At 66.7% G+C, this 19,500-nt stretch carries 22 protein-coding genes and 2 pseudogenes; 10 read left to right on the top strand and 14 right to left on the bottom strand.

Translation table 11 applies throughout. The annotated features are described in order from the left end of the window. Nucleotides 1-75: 75 nt before the first annotated feature. From aac(2')-Ib to HBE63_RS27425, 6 genes are all read right to left on the bottom strand, one after another. Complete coding sequence (gene aac(2')-Ib, locus HBE63_RS27400; protein ID WP_371814827.1) at nucleotides 76-672, bottom strand: aminoglycoside N-acetyltransferase AAC(2')-Ib; 597 nt, start codon at nucleotides 670-672, stop codon at nucleotides 76-78. Nucleotides 673-821: 149 nt separating this feature from the next. Further along, entirely contained in the window at nucleotides 822-1,703 is an 882-nt protein-coding gene (locus HBE63_RS27405) for a 5-oxoprolinase/urea amidolyase family protein (protein WP_166907952.1), read from the bottom strand. Between the two features lie 17 nt (nucleotides 1,704-1,720). After that, entirely contained in the window at nucleotides 1,721-2,392 is a 672-nt protein-coding gene (locus tag HBE63_RS27410; RefSeq protein WP_166907954.1) for an allophanate hydrolase subunit 1, read from the bottom strand. Nucleotides 2,393-2,466: 74 nt separating this feature from the next. Next, nucleotides 2,467-3,171: a queuosine precursor transporter gene (locus HBE63_RS27415; RefSeq protein WP_166907956.1), complete on the bottom strand. Its 705-nt coding sequence runs from the start codon at nucleotides 3,169-3,171 to the stop codon at nucleotides 2,467-2,469. A 12-nt stretch (nucleotides 3,172-3,183) separates the two neighbouring features. Continuing rightward, complete coding sequence (locus HBE63_RS27420; RefSeq protein WP_166907958.1) at nucleotides 3,184-4,134, bottom strand: ABC transporter substrate-binding protein; 951 nt, start codon at nucleotides 4,132-4,134, stop codon at nucleotides 3,184-3,186. Nucleotides 4,135-4,155: 21 nt separating this feature from the next. Next, on the bottom strand, nucleotides 4,156-5,289 hold the full coding sequence (locus tag HBE63_RS27425) for a YeiH family protein (protein ID WP_166907960.1): 1,134 nt from the start codon (nucleotides 5,287-5,289) through the stop codon (nucleotides 4,156-4,158). A gap of 277 nt (nucleotides 5,290-5,566) precedes the next feature. Between HBE63_RS27425 and HBE63_RS27430 the strand changes: the two genes are divergently transcribed. Continuing rightward, nucleotides 5,567-5,845, top strand: coding sequence for a hypothetical protein (locus HBE63_RS27430; RefSeq protein WP_166910273.1), 279 nt, complete (start codon nucleotides 5,567-5,569; stop codon nucleotides 5,843-5,845). A gap of 37 nt (nucleotides 5,846-5,882) precedes the next feature. Next, nucleotides 5,883-6,197 (top strand): heme-binding protein, encoded by a 315-nt coding sequence (locus HBE63_RS27435; RefSeq protein WP_166907962.1) that lies wholly within the window; start codon nucleotides 5,883-5,885, stop codon nucleotides 6,195-6,197. A 21-nt stretch (nucleotides 6,198-6,218) separates the two neighbouring features. Here the strand turns inward: HBE63_RS27435 and HBE63_RS27440 are convergent, their stop codons facing one another. Beyond that, nucleotides 6,219-6,641, bottom strand: coding sequence for an organic hydroperoxide resistance protein (locus HBE63_RS27440; RefSeq protein ID WP_166907965.1), 423 nt, complete (start codon nucleotides 6,639-6,641; stop codon nucleotides 6,219-6,221). A gap of 112 nt (nucleotides 6,642-6,753) precedes the next feature. Between HBE63_RS27440 and HBE63_RS27445 the strand changes: the two genes are divergently transcribed. After that, entirely contained in the window at nucleotides 6,754-7,215 is a 462-nt protein-coding gene (locus tag HBE63_RS27445; RefSeq protein ID WP_166907967.1) for a MarR family winged helix-turn-helix transcriptional regulator, read from the top strand. Here HBE63_RS27445 and HBE63_RS27450 read toward each other — a convergent pair. From HBE63_RS27450 to HBE63_RS27465, 4 genes are all read right to left on the bottom strand, one after another. Next, nucleotides 7,176-9,215, bottom strand: coding sequence for a universal stress protein (locus HBE63_RS27450; protein ID WP_166907969.1), 2,040 nt, complete (start codon nucleotides 9,213-9,215; stop codon nucleotides 7,176-7,178). The two genes, HBE63_RS27445 and HBE63_RS27450, sit on opposite strands and share 40 nt — an antisense overlap. A gap of 148 nt (nucleotides 9,216-9,363) precedes the next feature. Then, complete coding sequence (locus tag HBE63_RS27455; protein ID WP_166910275.1) at nucleotides 9,364-10,389, bottom strand: alcohol dehydrogenase catalytic domain-containing protein; 1,026 nt, start codon at nucleotides 10,387-10,389, stop codon at nucleotides 9,364-9,366. A gap of 2 nt (nucleotides 10,390-10,391) precedes the next feature. Continuing rightward, nucleotides 10,392-12,308 carry an NAD(P)/FAD-dependent oxidoreductase gene (locus tag HBE63_RS27460; RefSeq protein WP_166907971.1) on the bottom strand — a complete coding sequence of 639 codons (1,917 nt, stop codon included), beginning with the start codon at nucleotides 12,306-12,308 and terminating at the stop codon, nucleotides 10,392-10,394. Between the two features lie 149 nt (nucleotides 12,309-12,457). Further along, nucleotides 12,458-13,054 (bottom strand): TetR family transcriptional regulator, encoded by a 597-nt coding sequence (locus HBE63_RS27465; RefSeq protein WP_166907972.1) that lies wholly within the window; start codon nucleotides 13,052-13,054, stop codon nucleotides 12,458-12,460. A gap of 81 nt (nucleotides 13,055-13,135) precedes the next feature. On the opposite strand from HBE63_RS27465, the gene HBE63_RS27470 reads away from it, so the two are divergent. From HBE63_RS27470 to HBE63_RS27480, 3 genes are all read left to right on the top strand, one after another. Then, a complete protein-coding gene (locus HBE63_RS27470) occupies nucleotides 13,136-14,191 on the top strand; it encodes an NAD(P)-binding domain-containing protein (protein ID WP_166907975.1) in 1,056 nt (351 codons plus the stop codon). A gap of 178 nt (nucleotides 14,192-14,369) precedes the next feature. Continuing rightward, nucleotides 14,370-14,939, top strand: a complete 570-nt coding sequence (locus tag HBE63_RS27475) for a TetR/AcrR family transcriptional regulator (RefSeq protein ID WP_243858328.1) — start codon at nucleotides 14,370-14,372, stop codon at nucleotides 14,937-14,939. Nucleotides 14,940-15,015: 76 nt separating this feature from the next. Then, a complete protein-coding gene (locus HBE63_RS27480) occupies nucleotides 15,016-15,849 on the top strand; it encodes an SDR family oxidoreductase (RefSeq protein WP_166907979.1) in 834 nt (277 codons plus the stop codon). A gap of 46 nt (nucleotides 15,850-15,895) precedes the next feature. Here HBE63_RS27480 and HBE63_RS27485 read toward each other — a convergent pair whose 3' ends face one another. Continuing rightward, nucleotides 15,896-16,687, bottom strand: a complete 792-nt coding sequence (locus tag HBE63_RS27485; protein WP_166907981.1) for an LLM class F420-dependent oxidoreductase — start codon at nucleotides 16,685-16,687, stop codon at nucleotides 15,896-15,898. Nucleotides 16,688-16,702: 15 nt separating this feature from the next. On the opposite strand from HBE63_RS27485, the pseudogene HBE63_RS31615 reads away from it, so the two are divergent. Both HBE63_RS31615 and HBE63_RS31620 read left to right on the top strand, forming a co-directional pair. Further along, nucleotides 16,703-17,074: pseudogene (locus HBE63_RS31615) on the top strand (transcriptional regulator); the annotation flags it as partial. Between the two features lie 52 nt (nucleotides 17,075-17,126). After that, a complete protein-coding gene (locus tag HBE63_RS31620) occupies nucleotides 17,127-17,303 on the top strand; it encodes a hypothetical protein (protein ID WP_243858820.1) in 177 nt (58 codons plus the stop codon). A 46-nt stretch (nucleotides 17,304-17,349) separates the two neighbouring features. Here HBE63_RS31620 and HBE63_RS27495 read toward each other — a convergent pair whose 3' ends face one another. Then, complete coding sequence (locus HBE63_RS27495) at nucleotides 17,350-17,835, bottom strand: MFS transporter (RefSeq protein WP_243858330.1); 486 nt, start codon at nucleotides 17,833-17,835, stop codon at nucleotides 17,350-17,352. Between the two features lie 14 nt (nucleotides 17,836-17,849). Continuing rightward, a pseudogene (locus tag HBE63_RS31220) lies at nucleotides 17,850-18,170 on the bottom strand (acyl-CoA dehydrogenase family protein); the annotation flags it as partial. A gap of 22 nt (nucleotides 18,171-18,192) precedes the next feature. Between HBE63_RS31220 and HBE63_RS27505 the strand changes: the two are divergent. Together HBE63_RS27505 and HBE63_RS27510 are read left to right on the top strand one after the other, a co-directional pair. Further along, complete coding sequence (locus HBE63_RS27505) at nucleotides 18,193-19,110, top strand: class I adenylate-forming enzyme family protein (RefSeq protein ID WP_243858332.1); 918 nt, start codon at nucleotides 18,193-18,195, stop codon at nucleotides 19,108-19,110. Then, nucleotides 19,107-19,454 carry a hypothetical protein gene (locus HBE63_RS27510; protein ID WP_166907987.1) on the top strand — a complete coding sequence of 116 codons (348 nt, stop codon included), beginning with the start codon at nucleotides 19,107-19,109 and terminating at the stop codon, nucleotides 19,452-19,454. Before HBE63_RS27505 ends, HBE63_RS27510 begins: the two co-directional genes overlap by 4 nt. The last annotated feature ends 46 nt before the right edge of the window (nucleotides 19,455-19,500 follow it).

Raw genomic sequence — 19,500 nt, forward strand, 5'->3', positions numbered from 1 at the left:
GCCCTGCGGTGACCCGGCCGTGAAATTCCGCTCACCTGCTCTGCGGCAACGGTGTGAGCCTGTGCTTCCTGGTGGTTACCAGACGTCCCCGTCGCGCCAATCGCAGGTGATCTCGGCGGTGGTGTCGAGTTCCAAGCCTGCCGGCAGATCGATCGGCAGCACGAAAAGCGACCGGTCGTCCTCGGGTGTGCGCGTCACACCGGCAGGCCGCAGCACCGACGTCGTGCCCTGCCAGGGCACCCACCCGCGGCCGAGGTACATGTCCCTGGCAGCCTCGGACGTACTCAGTGCGCCGAGTTGGTAGGCGCCGCGCAGGACCTGTTCGACGGCGTCCAGGACGGCGGTGGCCAGGCCCTGGCCGCGCCAATCCTCGCGTACCGCCACGGCTTCCACGTAACCGCAGCGCAACGCGGTGTCGCGGTAGATCAGGCGCCGCTGGACCACTGCGGCATGCGCGATCAGGGCGCCGTGGTGGCAGACGAACGCGTGCATGCCGCCGAGTGAGTGCTCCCAGTCCGCATCCGTGAAATCGCTTTCGAACGCCTCGATGACCATGCGTCGGGCGCCCTCGCGGGTCTCGTGGTCGAGATCGGAGGTGTGAACCAGACGCGCGGTGTGCAGGATCCCGCCTCGGACGGACGGCGCGCTCACATCCTGGAAAGGCACACCCATGTTCTACCAGCGCCAGGCGCCGGTGTCTCTACCTGCGGGCCGTCCCGCGTGAAGGCCGAGCTCCCCGGGCGCCGTTTTCCACACCTGGGTGTTGATCGCTGGGATCGCAACCCTGACGTAGAAAATGACGACGGGAATGTTCGAGACGTCTAACCCTCGAGCGGTCGCCGCGGGTGCGCCCAGTGCAGCCGCACGGTCTGTCCGGGGCGGACCTGGCCCAGTTTGTCGATGTCCTCGTCGGTCACCACACCGATCACCGGGTAGCCGCCGGTGACGGGGTGGTCGGGCCCGAGGATCACCGGAAAACCGTTGGGCGGTATCTGGATTGCGCCCCGGGTCGCACCTTCGCTGGGAAGTTGGCGGTCCGGCCAGCGGTAGTCCAGCGGCATGCCGACCAGGCGCATCCCGACCCGGTCGCTGCGGGTGGTCACCTGCCAGTTGGTCCGTATCAGGACATCGGGGTCGACGAACCAGTCGTCGCGAGGGCCGGGCACCACGTTCAGCTCCAGCACGTCGTCGCTGATCGCGGCGACCGGGGCCTGATCCGTTTCGGGTAGATCGGTGGTGTGCTCACCGACCGGCAGGACGTCGCCGGCTTGCAGCGGCGCCGGCCCGATCGCCGACATCACGTCGTAGCTCCGGGAACCCAGGACCGGTTCGACGGCGATGCCGCCGCGGACCGCCAGATAGCTGCGCAGTCCCGAATGCGGGGCGCCCAGCGAGATCACCTCGCCGTCGTGTGCGTGGTGGATGCTGTTGGTGCCGAACGGAGTCCCATTGACAGCCGGATCGGTGTCCGCGCCGGTGACGGCGATGGAAACGTCCCCGCCGCGCACTCGGGCGGAGAACCCGCCGAACATCACCTCGATGGTGGCGTGTTCACCGGGGTTGGCGACCAGTCGGTTGGCCAATGTGTGGGACCGACGATCGGCGGCGCCCGAGCGGGTGACGCCGAGGTGGGCCATGCCGGGGCGGCCGAGATCCTCGACCAGGGCGAGAGGTCCGGTCCGCAGCACTTCCAATGTCGTCATGATGTCCTCCTCGCCGACTAGCCGATGGCCCGGAACTGCACCCAGGTACCCGGGGTGAGCAGTGCGGGTTGGTCCCGATGTACGTCGAACAACACCGCGTCGGTGCGCCCGATCAACTGCCAGCCGCCGGGTGACTGTCGCGGGTAGATGCCGCTGAACTCGCCGGCGAGTGCCACCGCCCCGGGCGGGACGCTGGTGCGGGGCTCGGCCCGGCGCGGGACCTGTAGGCGTTCGTCTCCGCCCACAAGGTAGGCGAATCCGGGTGCGAAGCCCATGAATCCGACCTGCCACTGGCTGCCGGTGTGTGCCGCGATCACCTGTTCCGGGGTCAGCCCGGTCAGTGCCGCCACGTCGTGCAGGTCGGCGCCGTCGTAGATCACGTCGATGGTCACGTCGGCCTGGCCGACCGGGCGGACCGCGGTTGACCCGGGTTGTAGCTGCAACTTGCCCAGCCGTTGCCGGGTGGGCGCCTGGTAGCGGGGATCGGCCAGCTTGATCAAGATCGTGCGTGACGCCGGCACGATATCGACCACACCGAGTAGTTGGGCCGCTGTGAGACTGGCGGTCCACGCCAAAACATCGGCAGTGCTGTCGAACTCGAGCAGCAGAGCCTGATCGCCATAGTCGCGAGCGGTGCCTGGGTTCAGGCTTGGTCCCGTCGCGTCCATCACCTCTGATGTCACACTCATGACCTGAAGCTACCCGCGAGTAGCTAAGAAAGCGCCGGCTCTATGAACCTTGCCAGAGGTGCCTTATCGAAGCCTCACACGGCGGCCTGATAAGTGGGCTCGCGGCGCTTGATGGCGCCGATCACCCGGTAGGTGATCGGCAGCATGATCACCTCGACCGCGGTCTTGTAGATCCAGCCCAGGGCGGTGTAGGTGACGAAGTCACCGAAGGTGCTGATGCCGATCGCGCTGGCCGCGATACCGCAGAAGACCAGGGTGTCACCGAGCTGGCCGGCGAAGGTGGATCCGACCAGGCGGGCCCACAGGTGCTTCTCCTTGGTGCGTTCCTTGATGGCGACGACGACCCAGGCGTTGATGGTCTGTCCGACGATGAACCCGGCCAGGCCGGCCACGATCAGCTGGGTATAGGCGTGGACGATGTTCTCGAAGTGTTCCTGGTTGGTGTAGAAGTCCGCTGCGGGCAGATAGATCGTGACCCAGAACGCCAGGGCAGCAAGGGCATTCATGGAGAACCCGAGGAAGATGGCGCGGCGGGCGGCCTTGAATCCGTAGACCTCGGAGAGCACGTCGCCGATGACGTAGGTGAGCGGGAAGACAATGAATCCGCCATCGGTGATGATCGACCAGTTACCGATCACTGGTCCGAAGGCGACGCCCTTGGTGGCGGTCACGTTGGAGATGATCACCAGGGCGGTGAAGACCGCGACGAGCACCGGATAGTAGGCCGAGCCGACGATGGCGGTGCCGCGGTGCTCGGAGTGTTCCTGGGTGCTTGTCACCCGGTCATCTTGTCAGGTCAGCGCGCGGTTGAGCAGCGACGGCAGTTGGTCGGCCACCAGGGGGTAGGACAGCGGTGAGGCGAACGCAATGGCGCCGGCCAGGTCCTTGGGGGTGAAAACGTGCCGCTTGCGAACGGTGGCTTTGAGCTCGGCGATCCCCGGATCGGCCAGCAGGGCGTCGCGCTCCTCATCGCTCTCGGTGGTCCAGATCAGCACATCGGCGGCGTCGAGCACGGGGGCGAAGTCCGAGCGCGGGATCAACTCGGGTGTTGGGGGCACCACGAAACCCATCTGGGTGAGAAATTCGGTACGCCATCCCGTCTGGGTCTGTACACCGTCCCGGAACAGGGTGCCGCCCAGCAGCATGGCCTTCTTGCCGGCGAATCGCGGGTTGTTGGTGGCCACCGCCTTGAACCTGTCGTCGACGCCGGCGACCAGGCTCGTCATCGCGTCGTTCTGGAACAGGGCCTGGCCGATGAGGGTGGCCTGGTCACGCCATGGTTCGAAGAACGCGTCGGGGCCGCTCTGCGCGATCGTCGGGGCGATCTCGGAGAGTTTGGCGAAGGTGTCGGCATCGAGTCCGGCATTGGTGGCCACGATCAGGTCCGGTTTGAGCGCCGCGATCGCGTCGACCTGGATCCCGTCGGACAGGCCGAGCACGGTGGGCTGGGCCTGTCCGAGTTTCGGTTGCGCCCACGGCCACACCGCGAACGGCTCACCGCCGAACCACTCGGTCGTCGCGACCGGCACGACGCCGAGGGCCAACAGGTCGTCCTGTTCGGTGAATCCCGCGCTGACCACCCGGTGCGGTGGCCCCGGGATGTTGGTGTCACCGAACAGGTGGCGAACGGTCACCGAACCGTCTTTCGCCACTACGCCGGGCTTTTGAGTGCTACACGCAGCGACCAGGGCCATCCCAGCGGTGACCGTGAAGAAGCCTCGCCGCGACCAGGTTGTCGGCACTTAGCCAGGGTAACCGTTTAGCTACCCGGTGGCGAAGGTCCCGAACAATCCGCCGAACAGGACCGAGGCCAAACCCAGCGCCACCACGATGTTCACCACGGTCGCCGCGGCGAACAACACGATGGGCCGCCAGCCGGCTTCCTTCAGACCGCGTAGCGAGAATTCCAGCCCGATGGCCACGAAAGCAAAGATCAGGAACCAGGTCCGCAGGTCGTTCACGGTGGCGATGGCCGTCTTGCCGTCGGCTGCGAATTGCAGGTACAGCGTGCCGATCACCGAGGCGGCGAGGAAGCCGAGCACGAATTTCGGGAAGCGGTCCCAGAATTCGCGCAGGGACGGGCGTGCCACCGCCGGGTCAGGGCTCTCAGATTTGCGCTCGACTTTGAGGGCGAAGTACGCGGTGAGGGCGATGGCGACGATGCCGATCAGTGCGTTCTGCGTGGTCTTGACGATCGTGGCGATCTGCAACGCCTGTTCACCGGCGATCGTGCCTGCGGCGGCCACGGCCGCGGTGGTGTCGATGTTGCCGCCGATCCAGGCTCCGGCGACCGCGTCGGACAGGCCGAATACATCGGCGAGCCAGGGCAGCAGGAAAATCGAGGGCAGTGCGAACACGATGACGAGCGATGCGGCGTAGGCCAGTTGCTCTTTTCGGGCCTGAACCGCCCCGGCGGCAGCGATGGCGGCGCTCACCCCGCAGATGGAGACCGCCGATGCCAGCAGGGCCCGCAGTTTGTCGTCGAGGCCGAGCCGTCCGCCTAGCCACCAGGTGAACCCGAAGACGATCGAAATCAGAAGGAGCGCTTGGATGATCGCCGGTCCGGCGGCAGTGGCGAGCACCTTGAGATTGATCGATGCTCCCAGCAGGACCAGGCCGGTCTTGATGAAGAACTCGGTGCGAAAACCTTGGGACAGGACGTCGCGGAGCGCGAACCTGGCCAGGATCGCATTGCCGATCAACCCGAGAGCGATTGCGTAGACTGGGAATTCGACTGATTTGGCGACCTTTGCCAGCGGTGTTCCGGCGGCCCAGTGGGGCACCTGGGTTTCCAGGAATCGGGTCGCCGCGCCCAATGCGATGACCACGAGCACACCGGCGACGGCGTAGCCGATCTTCGACGAACGCTGTTCGGAGCGTTCCTCGGTGCTGGTCATGGGATCACGCTGCCGGGGATGGCGCCGACGAGCACGAGGGTCAAGAGGGTGAGGCCGACGATCACGGCCAGCCAGTCTTCGTTCACGCGCGTCAGGGTAGGAGGCAGTCTGGCGTGCGGGGACCCTTGAGATCTTTACGAATACAACCGGTTACGAATGGCGCAGGCGTGCCCTGCATCAGGCCCGGTGACCGGCTATTGGCGTTCCCGCGTACTGGGCGTCCCCGGGGTTCTATTCTCGGCCCAACGGGACCTACTGAGGAGTGGTCATGCGGAGCATGTGGCGTCCAGTGATACTCGGACTGACCGGTTTGACCATCCCGATCGCCATCGTCGTAGCGCCGCCCGCCTTGGCCGACTGCGTCGATGCCGGCGGTTCCACGGTGTGCGCGCAGGGCAATGTCCGCGGCGGGGGACCGACCGCGCCGAAGGCCGGTCCCTACTACCCGTATCCGTGTGCCAACGACTGGTACTGCGGTGACTGGGGTCTGGAGATCAACCTCGACCCGGGCCGGCCCGACAACGGCGGCGGTGGTTGGCGCCCCGGGCGTCCATAGCCTCAGCTCATTCATCCGAGTCGACTTAGGAGCCACGATGTTCACCCGTCTGATCGCCACCGGCGCAATCAGCCTGTCGCTCTTGGCAGTTGGCGCACCCGTCGCTGCGGCCGACGAGCCGAACTGCACGGCTGCCGATCTGGCCGGGGTGATGGCCGGGGTCCGTGCGGCCACGTCGGCGTATCTGTTCACCCATCCCGACGTCAACGCGTTCTTCACCAGTCTCAAGGGGCAGACGAACGACGAGATGGCCGAATCGGTGCGGGTTTACCTTCAGGACAAGCCGCAGATCCGCGCCGAACTTCAGGGGGTCCGGCAACCGGCGACTGATTTCCGCAACCGCTGCGGGTAGCCGCCGGGCCGGTCCTGCCTGTCAGGCCACGCTGATGGTGACGTCGATGTTGCCGCGGGTCGCCTTCGAGTACGGGCAGACCTGGTGTGCGTCATCGGCGATGGCCTGGGCCGTCTTCCGGTCGACGCCCGGGATGGTCACGTTCAACCGCGCACGGAGGGAGAACGCCCCGTCGGTGTTGAGCAGGTCCACCTCGGCGTCCACGGCGGTCTCGGCGGGCAGCTTGACGTTGTGCTTGCCCGCGGTCAGGCCCATGGCGCTCAGGAAGCACGCCGACCAGCCGGCCGCGAACAACTGCTCGGGGTTGGTGCCTGCGCCGTTTCCACCCGGCGGGGTGAGCTGGATGTCGAGGTTGCCGTCGGAGCTGTAGGCCTCACCCTGACGCCCGCCGGTGGTGTGGGTTTTGGCGGTGTAGAGCACGTTGTCGGTCTGGCTGGTGGTCACGGCGTTCTCCTTCGAGGGGATGGGCGGCTCCAATTGGATGCGTTAGAGATGAACGTGGGGGACCGGGCATTTCATCCCATCCGATTAAATCGGATCCGATATAATTTGAACCATGGCGCCGGCGACTCCGCAACTCTCCGATTTCCTGTGCTTTGCCATCTACTCGGCCAACCTCGCGTACGGCAAGGCCTACAAGCCGATCCTGGACAAAGAGGGCATCACGTACACGCAGTACATCGCGCTCGTCGCGCTCTCGGAGCAGGATCACCAGACGGTCGGCAGGCTCGGGGAGAAGCTGTTCCTGGAGTCCAACACGCTGACTCCGATCCTGAAGAAGCTCGAAGCGCTGGGATACGTGACGCGGCACCGTGATCCCAGCGACGAGCGTCAGGTGGTCGTCAGCCTTACCGACGCCGGTCGTGCACTCCGCGCGCAGACCCTGGAGATGGACCTGCTGGCGGCGACCGGTCTGTCATTGGACGAACTCAAGACCTTGCAGCGCGGCGTGTCCACGCTGCGGGACAACCTGCGAAACTACGCGCGATCCCCCGTTGATCCTGCGCCCACGGCGTGAAAGTTCGAGTGGGCGGCGTCCTCAGCGCAGGATGAACGTCGACAGTCCTCAGGGATGACCAGCACCGGTGTCGTGGCGTGCGCGACGACGGCGCCGGCCACGCTGCCTTCGAGGTGCCCCAACAGACCGTTGCGCCGGTGCGGGCCGACCACGATGAGGCTTGCGTTGTGGTCGTGAGCGGCGTCGACGATGCCCTTCCAGATGGGTGCTGCCTCCACGGCCACGCTGCGGGCCGAGAAGCCGGCCCGGGTCGCCAGCGATGCTCCGTGGGCAGCCGTCTGCTCGGCGGCCCGGCGTACCTCGGTGGCCCGGTCGGCGTCGAAATGCGTTGCCTCCACGGGCGTGAACCCGACATCGACGGGCTGCCACACGCACACCACCAAGGCAGCGCGGTCGACGGACAGTTCCGCCGCGGCCTGTTCGATGGCGGACGCGGCACGTGGTGTTCCGTCGTAGGCGAACAGCACCGGCCCGGCGGAGGCACCGGGCATGCCGTGCTCGGATGGCACCGCAGTCGGGGTCCGGTCGGGTGGCGCGGCCGGTGCGGTCAGGCCCGGACGCAGCCGCGCGAGCAGCGGTGGTGAGTACCAGGCCGGGGATTCGCCGTCGAGGAACCGGTCGAGGTCGGGCCGCTGAGGTCGGGCCCCGCTGAGTGCGTAGACGGCCACCCCGAAGATCGCACCGCCGACCGATAGTCCGAATCCGATCCACAAGGCGTCGCCCGTGCCTGCGGTCAGGCCGCCGGCGGCAGTGGCGGCGAAATGGGCGAAGATCGGCGCGACCATGAAGGCGGCAACGGCCCGCAACAACTCGATGATGGCGAAAACCCGTTGGAGGCTGTTGGATTGCAGCGAGAAACCTGCGACGAACAGTGCCGGCGCCACCGTGGCACCCAATGCCAGCCCGGTCAGTGACGACGCCAGCAGCGCCAGCGGCTGGTTGGCGGGAATGGCGAGCCGGAACACCACGATTCCCGCGGCCAGCAGCGCCATGCCGACCAACGGGAGGTAATGCATCGACCGCCTGGTGATGACGGCCCCGAACACCAGGGCCATGATGACGGCGCCGCCGAGTTCGGGCAGGAACAGCAGACCGACCCGCACCGGGCTGTAGGTCTGCATGAAAACCTCTGCCGTCAGAGCCGTCGCCGCCACCGACGCGGCTGCCGCGAACAGGGCGACGCCGACCCCGGCGACGGGGATCGAACTGGTCAGCATCGTGCGGACGGTCAGCAACGGGCGGCGGGCCCTGAACTGGTAGACGATGAGCACCACGATCAGCGCCAGCCCACCGAGCATCGGCACGCTCACGGCCGGGTCGGTGAAATCGTGGCTGGTGAGTTGCGCGGCGCCGACGAAAGCGGCTGCACAGCCGACCGATGCCAGGCCGATGGCCTTCAGGTCACGCGGTGCGTCGAGATCGGCCGGCGGGGCGTCTTCGAACGTCAGGGCGGCCATGATCAGGGCTCCGACGGCGATCGCCGCGACGATCCAGAACAGTGGGCGCCACGCGAGGGCTTCGGCCTGTGCACCGCCGATGAACGGGCCGAGAGCGACGGCTCCGAACACGGCCATGTTCATGATCACTGCGGTGTAGCGCAGCTTGTCCCTGGGGAAGCCGATGGTCAGCGGTGGAGCCGCGGCGATCAGCAGCATGCTGGTGGCCAGCCCCTGCAGAATGTGGCCGGCGATGAACATCGTCCCGTTCAAGGCTGATGCCGCGAGCACCGAGCCGACCACCAGCACCACCGCGTAACCGAGCAGCATCCTGCGCTGCGGCAGGTGTTGGGCGAACTGGACGGCCAGGACCGTACCCACGGCATACGCCGCGTTACCCAGGCCGAAGCCCAGGCTCATCGTCTGGGTCGAGATGTGCAGTTGCTCGGAGATGATCGGGAGCAGCGGGTCGACGGCTGCCGATAACGCCAGGTAGGGGATCAGCGCCAACGTGACCATGGTGGCCACGGCGGGATATCGGCCGGCGAGGGGACCCTGGCGCATCAGCGCCGCCCGGCGAGGGCTGTTGGCAGTGCCTGGCGCTGCGGCGCCGCGTTCGGACAGTCAACTAACGAGTTCGATTGGCGCACGTGTGCGTGGAACCGGCACTCGCCTTAGTTCTATTCCCTATGCAAATATTTTGTGACGGGCATTACAGGTCCAGCCGGATCTTGAGGTGATCGCCCGAGCGGGAGAACGCCTTGGCGTAACCATCGGCTGCCTCGTCCAGCGACATCGTGGTGGTGAAGATCCCGTCGACATCGAGACGGCCGGCCTGCAACAGCGGGATCAGTTCCGGCCAAGTTTGCTGTACCGGCGCGGTGGTGAAGCGGATGGTCAGGCTGCGCAGCAGGCAGCCCAGGGCGGGCATCGGGTAGGGCTGGAGATCGTGCACGCCGACGATGGACACCGTGCCGCCGGCGCGGGCGGCGTCGATGGCGTCGTTGATCGAGGCGTCCATGCCGACCGCGTCGATGACGGAGTCGACGCCGAGGCCGCCGGTGGCTTCCCGGATCGCCTGTGCCGACGGCGGGGCGAAGGTGATGGCTCCCGAGGCTTCCGCCCGGTCGCGCCGGGCCTCCACCGGGTCGACGCCGAAAACCTTTGCCGCACCGAGGGTGATGGCACTGCGCAGGGCGCACATGCCGACCGCGCCCAGGCCGATCACCGCGACGGAACCGCCGACCGGAATGTCGGCGCGTTTGGCCGCCGCCCAGCCCGTGGCCAGGTTGTCGGTGAGCAGTAGGGCTTGCTCGGTGCTGATGCCTTCCGGCACCTTCAGGAGCTGGAAGTTCGCAGCCGGGACCGCGAGGAGTTCGGCCTGGGCGCCGCCGAGCAATCCGGTGCCGAAGATCTGGGGGCCCTGCACGCAGCGGATCGGGTCGTGGGTCGCGCAGCCACTGCAATGCCCGCAGCCGGCCACCGAGGACACCAGCACCCGGTCGCCGACGGCGCATCCGGTTACCTTCGGGCCGATTTCGACGATTGTGCCGACGGCCTCGTGACCGATCGACACCGGATCGACGATCGGGTAGTGGCCCTCCAGGAAGTGCAGGTCCGATCCGCAGATCGAGGCGGCCTCGATCTTGACGACGGCTCCGTCGGGACCGGGCAGGACCGGGTCCGGCCGGGTTTCGACGCTGACCTTTCCGGAACTGTCGACGACGACCGCGCGCATGCTCACGCCTCCTGCACTGTAAAGTCTGACCAGACGGGTTCGTTGATGGCGGAACGGTATTCGCTCAACCGCCACGGGCTGACGGTGTGGATCTCACCGTCAGCGTTCTTGAAATACGAGTGCTTGATCGAGGGCTGTGCCCACACGGTTTGGCGGATCGCCTCCTGCGAGCGGCGGTGCCATTCCTTCGTCGGTTCGGGCAGTGGCTCCATCGTGCGCAGGCCCTCGGTGAGGAGATGTTCGAGGCACTGGTTGATGTAGCGCATCTGCAGCTCGGAGTTGAGGATCAGGCTGCCGCCGTGGGCCAGGTGGGTCCCGGGCCCGTAGGTCATGAAGAAGTTCGGGAATCCCGGCACCGTGATACCCCGGTAGGCGTACGGACGCTGGCCCCAGGCGTCGTGCAGGTCGATGCCGTCGCGCCCGGTGATCTTCATCGGGAACAGCACGTCGGTGGCACGAAAACCGGTGGCGTACACGATGATATCGGCGTCGTACGTCTCGCCGTCGGTCGTGACGATCCCGGTCGGGGTGATCCGTTCGATCGGGGTGCGGATCAGGTCCACGTTGTCGCGTTTGAGGGTGCCCAGCCAGCTGCCGTTGTCCTGCAAGGTGCGCTTGCCGGTGGCCGGATAGTCGGGCAGCGCCTTGGCCAGCAGTTCGGCGTCGTCGCCGACCTGGGTGGTGATCCAATCGGTGAACATGATGCGGGCGATCGCGTTGATCTCGCTGACCGCGTTGCCTTGATCGTCGTAGTCGGGGTCCACCCGGGCGGCGTCCAGGCCCTTGTCGGCTCCGGGCCACAGCAGTAGGAATCGGTACCAGCGGCCGTAGTACGGCAGGTGTTCCATCGCCCATCGCACCCCGTCGGCGACGGACTCGTGATACATCGGGTTGGGGAACATCCACTGCGCGGTGCGCTGGAAGACCGTGAGGTGCGCGACCTTGTCGGCGATGGCCGGGGCGATCTGGAAGCCACTGGCGCCTGCGCCGATCAGGGCGACCCGCTTGCCGGTGACGTCGACGTCGTGGTCCCACGCCGCGGAGTGAAAAGCCGGTCCCGCAAAGGTTTCCGCGCCGGGGAAGTCGGGGATCTGGGGCCGGTTGAGTTGGCCGACGGCGGTGATGACGGCGTTGGCTCGCAGTGTCTCGGTGCCGGCCGCCGAACGTACCGTGACGTTCCACATCTCGCCGTCCCATGCCGCGGAGACGACCTCGGTGTTCCATCGGATGTTCGGTTCGAAGTCGTGGCGGTCCACCACGTCGCGGAAGTACTGGCGCAGCTCGTGCTGTTCGGCGAAGAAGTGGTCCCAGTGGTTGCTGGGTTCGAAGCTGTAACAGTAGAAATGGTTGGCCACATCGACGCGGGCGCCGGGATAGCTGTTCTCCCACCAGGTTCCACCCGGGCCGGCGTTCTTCTCGACGATGGTGAAATCGATACCCGCCTGCTTGAGGCGTACCCCGGCCAGCACGCCGGACTCTCCGCAGCCGATGACGATCACGCTGAAATCGCCAGTGTCCTCCAGTGCTGTGGGCCGGCGCGGGTCGACACCCTCGAGGTCGAGTTCCTCCAGCATCAGTGGCAGGTTGTCCTCGTCGACCGGCTCGCAGGCGGCCCAGTCCAGCATCTCCCGGATCAGCTCGGCGGGCAGCGGGTCGGGGACCGGACAGCCGCGGTCGCGGTAGTCGACGATCACCGGCAGTGCGACCTCACGGACCCGCGCCTTGTCCTCCTCGCTCATGAAGCCCTGCACCTCGTTGAGGAACAGCCCGGCCTGCTTGAACTCGCGGATGTAGCGCGGGTCGCCGGTGACGTGCACCAGCGAGAGCAGCAGCGTCGGGATGCTGACCTGCTCCAACGCCGCCGCGATGTCGGCATCGGGCGTGGTGAACGGCTGGCCGACATGGAAGCTCCGGGTCACGCGGCGTTACGCTACTGCCCGTAGCGTTATGTGACAAGGGTCGGTTCTCGCTTATCGCAACCCGTACGACAAATACGCTCTGACTTACTGCTACTGGCCTGAGCCGCCGTTCACGCCCGCGGGGGTACCACCCATTCGGGTGACACGCCCTAGTTGGGTGTCTGTCCTTGAGCTGACGGAGGATTCGCCAAATGTCTTATCGCCGCCAGGGTTTGGTCGATAGTGTGCGGAAGGTCAGGGTCGCCGTGCTGGTCGAGCCAGCGGGTCACTGCTACCCGGAGCGTGGTCACAGCGATCTCGGCCGCCAGCCGAGCGGTCAGGTCCTCGATGCCGCGGTCAAGGAAGCCTCGCTCCAGGGTTTGTGCCAGCAGCGAGAACTTGCGCAGCTCGCGCTCGTGTAGAGCCGGTTCGGCGTCGACCGCCGCCCGTCGGCGCAGCAGGTAGTCGAGGCTGCGGCTCTCGAAGATCTGGGCCGCGGCGTGGGCCAGGTTCTCGGTGATGAATTCCATCGGGCCGACCGACGGCGGGGCCTCGTCCATGAGGCGGGCTACCTGCTCGGGCACCAGCTCCTCTTGGGCGAATAGCACCTCCCGCTTGTCGGCGAAGTACCGGAAGAATGTTCGGGTCGTGAGCCCGGCCCGCGCCGTGATCTGCGGCACGGTGGTCTCGCTGAAGCCCTGCTCGAGGAAGAGGTCAAGCGCTGCCTCTTCGAGCCGTTCTCGCGTGCCCGGCTGCCATCGCCCCATGCCGGCAGATTCTAGTGATGACACATCGTGTCAGGATATGTCATAGTGATGACATGACGTGCCATCGATGTGGAGGCGACTATGCCGGGTGAGACCTGGGTGCTCGGCGCGACCGGACGGGTCGGCCGGGAGGTGGTTAAGCGTCTGCAACAGGCGGGCGCCGAGGTGGTGGTGGCCAGCCGCAATCGGGAGCGGCTGATCCACCTGTACCCGGACGTCCGGGCGGTGACCGGCTCGCTCGCGCAGGTGTGCGCGAGGCTGTCCACCGCGGCGCCGGCCGTCGTGATCAACACGGTGGGCCCGTTCGCGGTCACGGCTCAGCAGGTCGCGCGGGCGTGCCCGCCAGGCACTCACTACCTCGACATCGCCAACGAACTGGGCGCGTTCGAGCAGCTCCACGGCATGGACGAGGAGGCGGCGGCAACGGGTAGCACGCTGGTATCAGGCGCGGGCTTTGGCGTGCTCGGGACCGAGGCCATCCTGCTGCATCTGCTGGCGGGCGAAGAGAAGCCGTCGCGGGTGCGCGTCGACGCCGTCGCGTCGGTCGCAACCGACCCCGGTGCGCTGGGCGAAGCCCTGGCGGCCACCATCGTAAAGGGATTGCTCGACGGCGGCCGCGAGGTGCGGAAGGGTCGGCTGGTACACACCAGGGCCGGCGGTGCGGCCGTGCGATTGACCACCCCCGACGGTGACGTGGTCACCACCGCCTCCCTGGGCGGCGGCGACCTCTTCGCAGCCTGGCAGGCCAGCGGCGCCCCGACGGTGATCGGCGCCTCGGCTCTCGTCCCGGCCAACCCGGCCCTCCGGGCAGCGCTGCCGGTAATCGGTGGCGTACTGCGTGTGCCCGGCCTGGTCGGGTTCGCTACTCGGACGCTCGCCCGCGCCACGACAACTACGGCCAAGGATCGCCCGCGCCGCTCGTCCTGGGGCCGCGCCCGCGTCGAATGGTCATCCGGGTGCGTACGTGAGGGCTGGCTGCGCACCGGCGAGGGGATGACATTCACGGCCAGTGCGGCAACCGAGGTGGCCCAGCGCCTGGCCAAGGGCGAGGGCCGCCCCGGCGCGTTCACCCCGGCCCGGCTCTTCGGTCCTGAGGTGGCTCTGACCGCTGGCGCCGAGTTCGTGGTGACGGAATGACGAAGAGAAGACGTGAGATAAAGATGTGGGCGTAACGTGCGAGGCCGCACCCGCGCCTCGGCTCGCAGAACCGGCGAAACCGCCGTGTTTCACTGGGGAGATGGATCCAGAGCGCTCCGAGACAGTCACGGGGCGAACGCGCGGGCGGGGTGCTCGGCAGGGGCCGACCCGGCGGACGGTGAAGCGAGCGGAGCGGCACGACCGGGTCTACGAAGCCGCCATCGCGCTGTTCGTCGAACGCGGATTCGAGGCGTCCTCGATGGACGAGATCGCCGACCGGTCGGGGCTGTCGCGCAGCACCGTCTTCACGCACTTCCCCCGCAAGACGCTCTTTCTGGAGGAGTGGATGCGGCGACGACGGAACGAGGCCCGGAGGTCGGCGCGAACTGACGGGGTGGCGGGTCGGCCACTTCGGGAGGTGCTCGGCGCCTACCTGGACGCCCTGGCCACCTCGAACTCCGCTGCCCGTGCCGAGATGTGCGCGTTAGTCCCGCCCGCCCTCCTGCACACGACGATGCTGGTCGACCATCCAGTCGGGGTGGACTTCGCCGCCCTAATCGTGGAAACCGAGGCGGTCCTTCGACCGTCCGTGCGACCGGAACGGGTCGGACGGCTGCTCGCGTCGGGCTACGTCTCCGCGATGTCGCAGTGGATCCAGGAGGAGCCCCCAGCGTCAGATCTCGGAGCCGAGCTGCGCGCGTTGCTGGACCTCGTGCTGTCGGGGGCTCAGCCGGACGAACTCGAGTAGCGCTCTACCAGGCGTGATGTCGTGAAACCGGACTCAAGTCTTGTTTCGTCACGGATTCACTCGTAGGGTTTCAGAGGTGACCACACTCATCACCGGCGCGACGGGTGGAATCGGAGCGAGTCTGGTTGGACGATTGGTGTCGGCCGACCATGCCGTGAGGGCAGGCAGTCGCAGTCCCCGCAAAGCGGCAGGACTGGGCGCCGAGGTCGTCGAACTGGATCTCGCCGCGCCGGAAACCTTCGAAGAGGCATTGGCGGACGTCGACCGCATCTTCCTCTACGCGGAACCCGCCGCCATCGAGGACTTCGTCGACTGTGCAGAGCGCGCAGGTGTCCGGCGGGTCGTCCTGCTCTCCTCGGACTCCGCCGAAATGGGCAACGCGGAACACAACTCGCTGGCGCGACATCACGCCGACGTCGAAACGGCCCTTGCTGCTGCGTCTTTCAGCACTACGGTGCTGCGGCCGGGAACATTCGCCACGATGACGCTCGACTGGGCATCCTTCATCCGCGCCGGAGTCCCGGTCGAGCAGCCCTTCTGGGGAGCCTGTCTCGACGTTATTCATCCCGAGGACATCGCCGACGTGGCCGAGTGCGCGCTGATCGACGACGATCTGGAAGGGCTCGTCCTGCCGATTGGCGGCCCGGAGGTGCTCAGCTTCCATCAGCAACGCGACACTCTGGCAAGCCTGCTCACGCGAGAACTGGACTGGCGTGAGCCCAGCAGAGAACAAGCCGTGCAACATCTTTCGCGGCACGCTCCGCTACCTCTGGTCGACGCCATCCTCGACTATTGGTCGCAGCTGCCGCGCCACCACGACGAGGCGAGGCGACCCGTCGAGCGCATCACCGGACGGCCCGGGCGCACGTTCCGGCAGTGGGCCGGCGAGCGGCTCGATGCGTTCCGCTGATCGCCGACGTAGCCTTGAGCTGAGGGCTGATCCGCGCGCTGTGGGATCAGTTGAGGCCGAGCGGTCCGGCCAATTCGGTGAGTGAGGGGATCAGCTTGTCAGGTCCGGTCAGGACTTGTACGGGTACGTGGGTCGCGCCGGCAGTGAGATGCTCCTTCAGTCTGGCGGCGACGGCATCGGTGCTGCCATACGCGACGAGGGCGTCGATCAGGGCGTCGCCGCCGGGGGCAGCGACGTCGGAGTCGTTGAACCCCAATCGCTTCCAGTTGTTCACATAGTTCGTCCCTTCGAGGTAGATGGCGAGAGCTTCGCGTCCGATGGCCCTTGCCTCGGCGGCGTCCGTGTTCAGCACCACCTTGTGCTCCGGAGCGATGAAAGCATCGGGTCCGACCAAGGCGCGCGCCTGGGCGGTGTGTTGCGGGGTGCTCAGGTAGGGATGGGCTCCCGCGCTGCGGCGTGCGGCCAGCTTGAGGACCTGGGGGCCGAGCGCGGCGACGACGCGCTGGTCCTTGGGCACGCCATATTCATCGAGCTTGGCGAGGTGCTCGGTGAGCGCGTCGTAGGGTTTCTTGTACTCGGCGATCAGCTCGGGATGTCCGGCCCCGATACCGAGCAGGAATCGTCCGGGGTGGGCCGCCTCGATACGGTGGAACGACTCGGCGACCGGACCGGCGGCCGCCGACCAGATGTTCACGATGCCCGTTGCCACCTTCAGTGTGTTGGTCGCCTCAAGGATTGACTCAACCCAGTCGAGTTCAGCCGGCGGCGATCCGCCTGCCCAGATAGCGCCGTAGCGCGCCGACGGGTGCAGGGTCTGCGTCGCGACGAGGTGGCGCACCTGGCGGGGGTCAGCGTGTCCTACTACACGCGGCTGGAGCAGGGGATCTCTCGCGGCGCGTCACCCGAGGTCCTGGAAGCGATTGCCGTTGCGCTGCAGCTAGATACGCACGAACGTGAACACCTCGACCGGTTGGCCGGGGCAGCCCGGCGGGCACCTCGGCCCAGGCGCCCGCGGCCAGAAAAGGTGAGCGACGAGACCCGGGACCTGATGCGTGCCCTCGACGGGGCTCCGGCGCTGGTTCTGGGCCGGCGCACCGATGTCCTGGCGTGGAATCACCTGGGGCACGCGCTGCTGGCAGGACATGTGGATCGGGCCGCCGTAGACGATGTGGTGAACCGGCCCAACATGAGCCGAATGGTGTTCCTGGACAGGCACAAGCGCGAGGTCTACACAGACTGGCGACGCAAGGCCAAGGCAGTGGTGGGCAATCTGCGTCGTGGTAGGCGCCCTGACTGTCACCCAACAGACGCTGGCCATCGCGCGCTCGCCTGGTCAGAGTCTGATCGTGGTGACCACCGTCGCGGGGTCACCCTCGGAGCGGGCGCTGGCGCTGCTGCGAACTCTGGGTGCACCCATGCTCGACCGCGAGCCGTCCGAGAGATCCCGCTTCTGAGGCTCACTCGGCAATGTCCATGAGCACCAGCAACAGCGCCGACGCTTTACGTGCTCGCAATGCGGCCTGGGGCCGGTTCGTCCGTTGACCGCGGTGCGTTGGCACGGTCTCGCGTCAGCATGATTGTGGGCACCGCGGCGAGCGTGAAGAGCACCCCGGCCATGAGGACGTAGAGGTGAACGCCGGTGGCCGTGCTCACCAGGGCGCCGTCGACGCCGGTGCCGGGCGCCTGGTTGGCCTTGAGTACTTCGCCGCCTGCGACGTTGACGACGACCGATCCGAGCGCGAGCACGACGGATACCAGGCCGGCGATGGTCCCCTGCCGCTCGGGCGGCACGAGATCGGTCGCCAGGTTGTACCCGGACGCGCCGATCGCCCCCGCTGCCATACCGAGCATGGCTCCGCAGGCGATCGCCAACGGCAGCACCGATACGCCTGCCAGCATCGCGAAGGTCGCCGCCGCGCCGAGGGCGATGCCGCCGAGGAGCGGCAGTGCGGGACCGAGCCGGCCCGAGCAGACGCCACCGATCACGACCGCGTTCTCGTGCAGAGAATGCCATTCGAGATGAACGTCTTGGTTCCGTTGAGGATGTAATCATCACCGTCACGCACTGCGCGGGTCGACAGCCCCGCGAGATCTGAGCCGGCACCCGGTTCGGTCATCGCAACCGCGGCGATGAGCTCGCCGCTGCACAGGCCTGGCAACCACCGTCGCTTCTGTTCGTCGGTGGTGAATTTCAAGAAGTACGGTATTGCGACATCAGCGTGCATACCGAGGCCTTGGCCGGGTGTCAGGGCACCAGCGCGGGCGAATTCTTCGATCCGCACGGCGTTGTACCGAAAGTCGGGTTCCCCACCGCCGCCGTATCACGTCGCCGGTGTCGCCTCGGTGTTGTCTGCTGTATATGCGGGCCGCCGTGTGGTGCAGCTGCCGAATTTCACAGCGGAGAACTGGATTTCGGCAGTTGTGAGCGAACACATCACCCATGCGATGGTGGTGCCGACGATGCTGACCCGGATTGTGGACCTGCTTACGCGCCAGAATGTGGGTTTGCCCAGCCTGCGCCATCTGTCCTATGGCGGTGGCCGGATGCCCTTGCCGGTGATCGAGCAGGCAATGCGACTGCTTCCTGATGTCTCGTTCGTCAATGCCTACGGGTTGACCGAAACCAGATCAACGGTCGCCCTGCTCGGACCCGATGACCATCGCGAAGCATTCGCTGCAGCCGACGGTCATATCCGGCGTCGGCTCGGGTCGGTGGGACGTCCGATAGGTGGTATCGAGATCGAGATCCGCGACTCCGACGGTAAGAGTGTCGGACCGGAGGTGAGCGGCGAGGTGTGGGTGCGTGGCGAGCAGGTGGCAGGGGAGTACTCCGGGGCTGGTCCGCGTGTTGACCACGATGGCTGGTTTCCCACCAACGATGGGGGATATCTGGATTCGGCCGGCTATGTGTTTCTCGAGGGCCGCCTCGACGATGTGATCGTGCGCGGCGGTGAGAACATGTCGCCGGGTGAGATCGAAGATGTGCTCTTGCAGCACGATGCGATCACGGACGCAGCGGTGATCGGCGCGCCTGATGCCGAGTGGGGCGAGAAAGTCGTCGCCTTCGTGATCTCGAACCGCTCCACCGTGCACGCCGACGACGTGCGCGATTGGGTGAAGAGTCGGCTACGGTCATCACGCACTCCACGCGATGTCCACTTCGTCGACGAGCTGCCCTACTCCGACACCGGCAAGCTGCTGCGCCGTGAACTACGGCGAGGACTGATTGAGCCGTTGACATCAGACGGAGTCAGTCGTTGATCGAGGTCAGGGTCGGCGCGCATGTGGTTCTGCGAACATGGACGTCCAACGTTGAGCAGATCGCGACGCTGCATGTCGCCGCCATTCGGCGGTTCCGCCTGGGACTCGGCTTTCCTGCGACTTTTGTCGGCTATGACAACGATCTCGACAGGCGGCCTGCCGGTCATCGCACTGTCTGGTTTTCACCTTCGGTACCAGTGGTCTTCGACTATGGAACCGACTACCAACCGACAGGGATTGACGAAAGCCAGGTCAGCCGGGCCACGGAGGAAATGGACACCAGCGAGTTCGGCGTGATCGTCCTCAACGCATGTATTCCCACCCCTTTCACTGTCGAGGTGTAACCGTGACGGGGGCGGTTGACGGCAAAACTCGCCCCGAACGGCTTCC

Origin of the sequence: Mycobacterium sp. DL440 (assembly GCF_011745145.1) — a bacterium.
Classification (GTDB): Bacteria; Actinomycetota; Actinomycetes; order Mycobacteriales; family Mycobacteriaceae; genus Mycobacterium.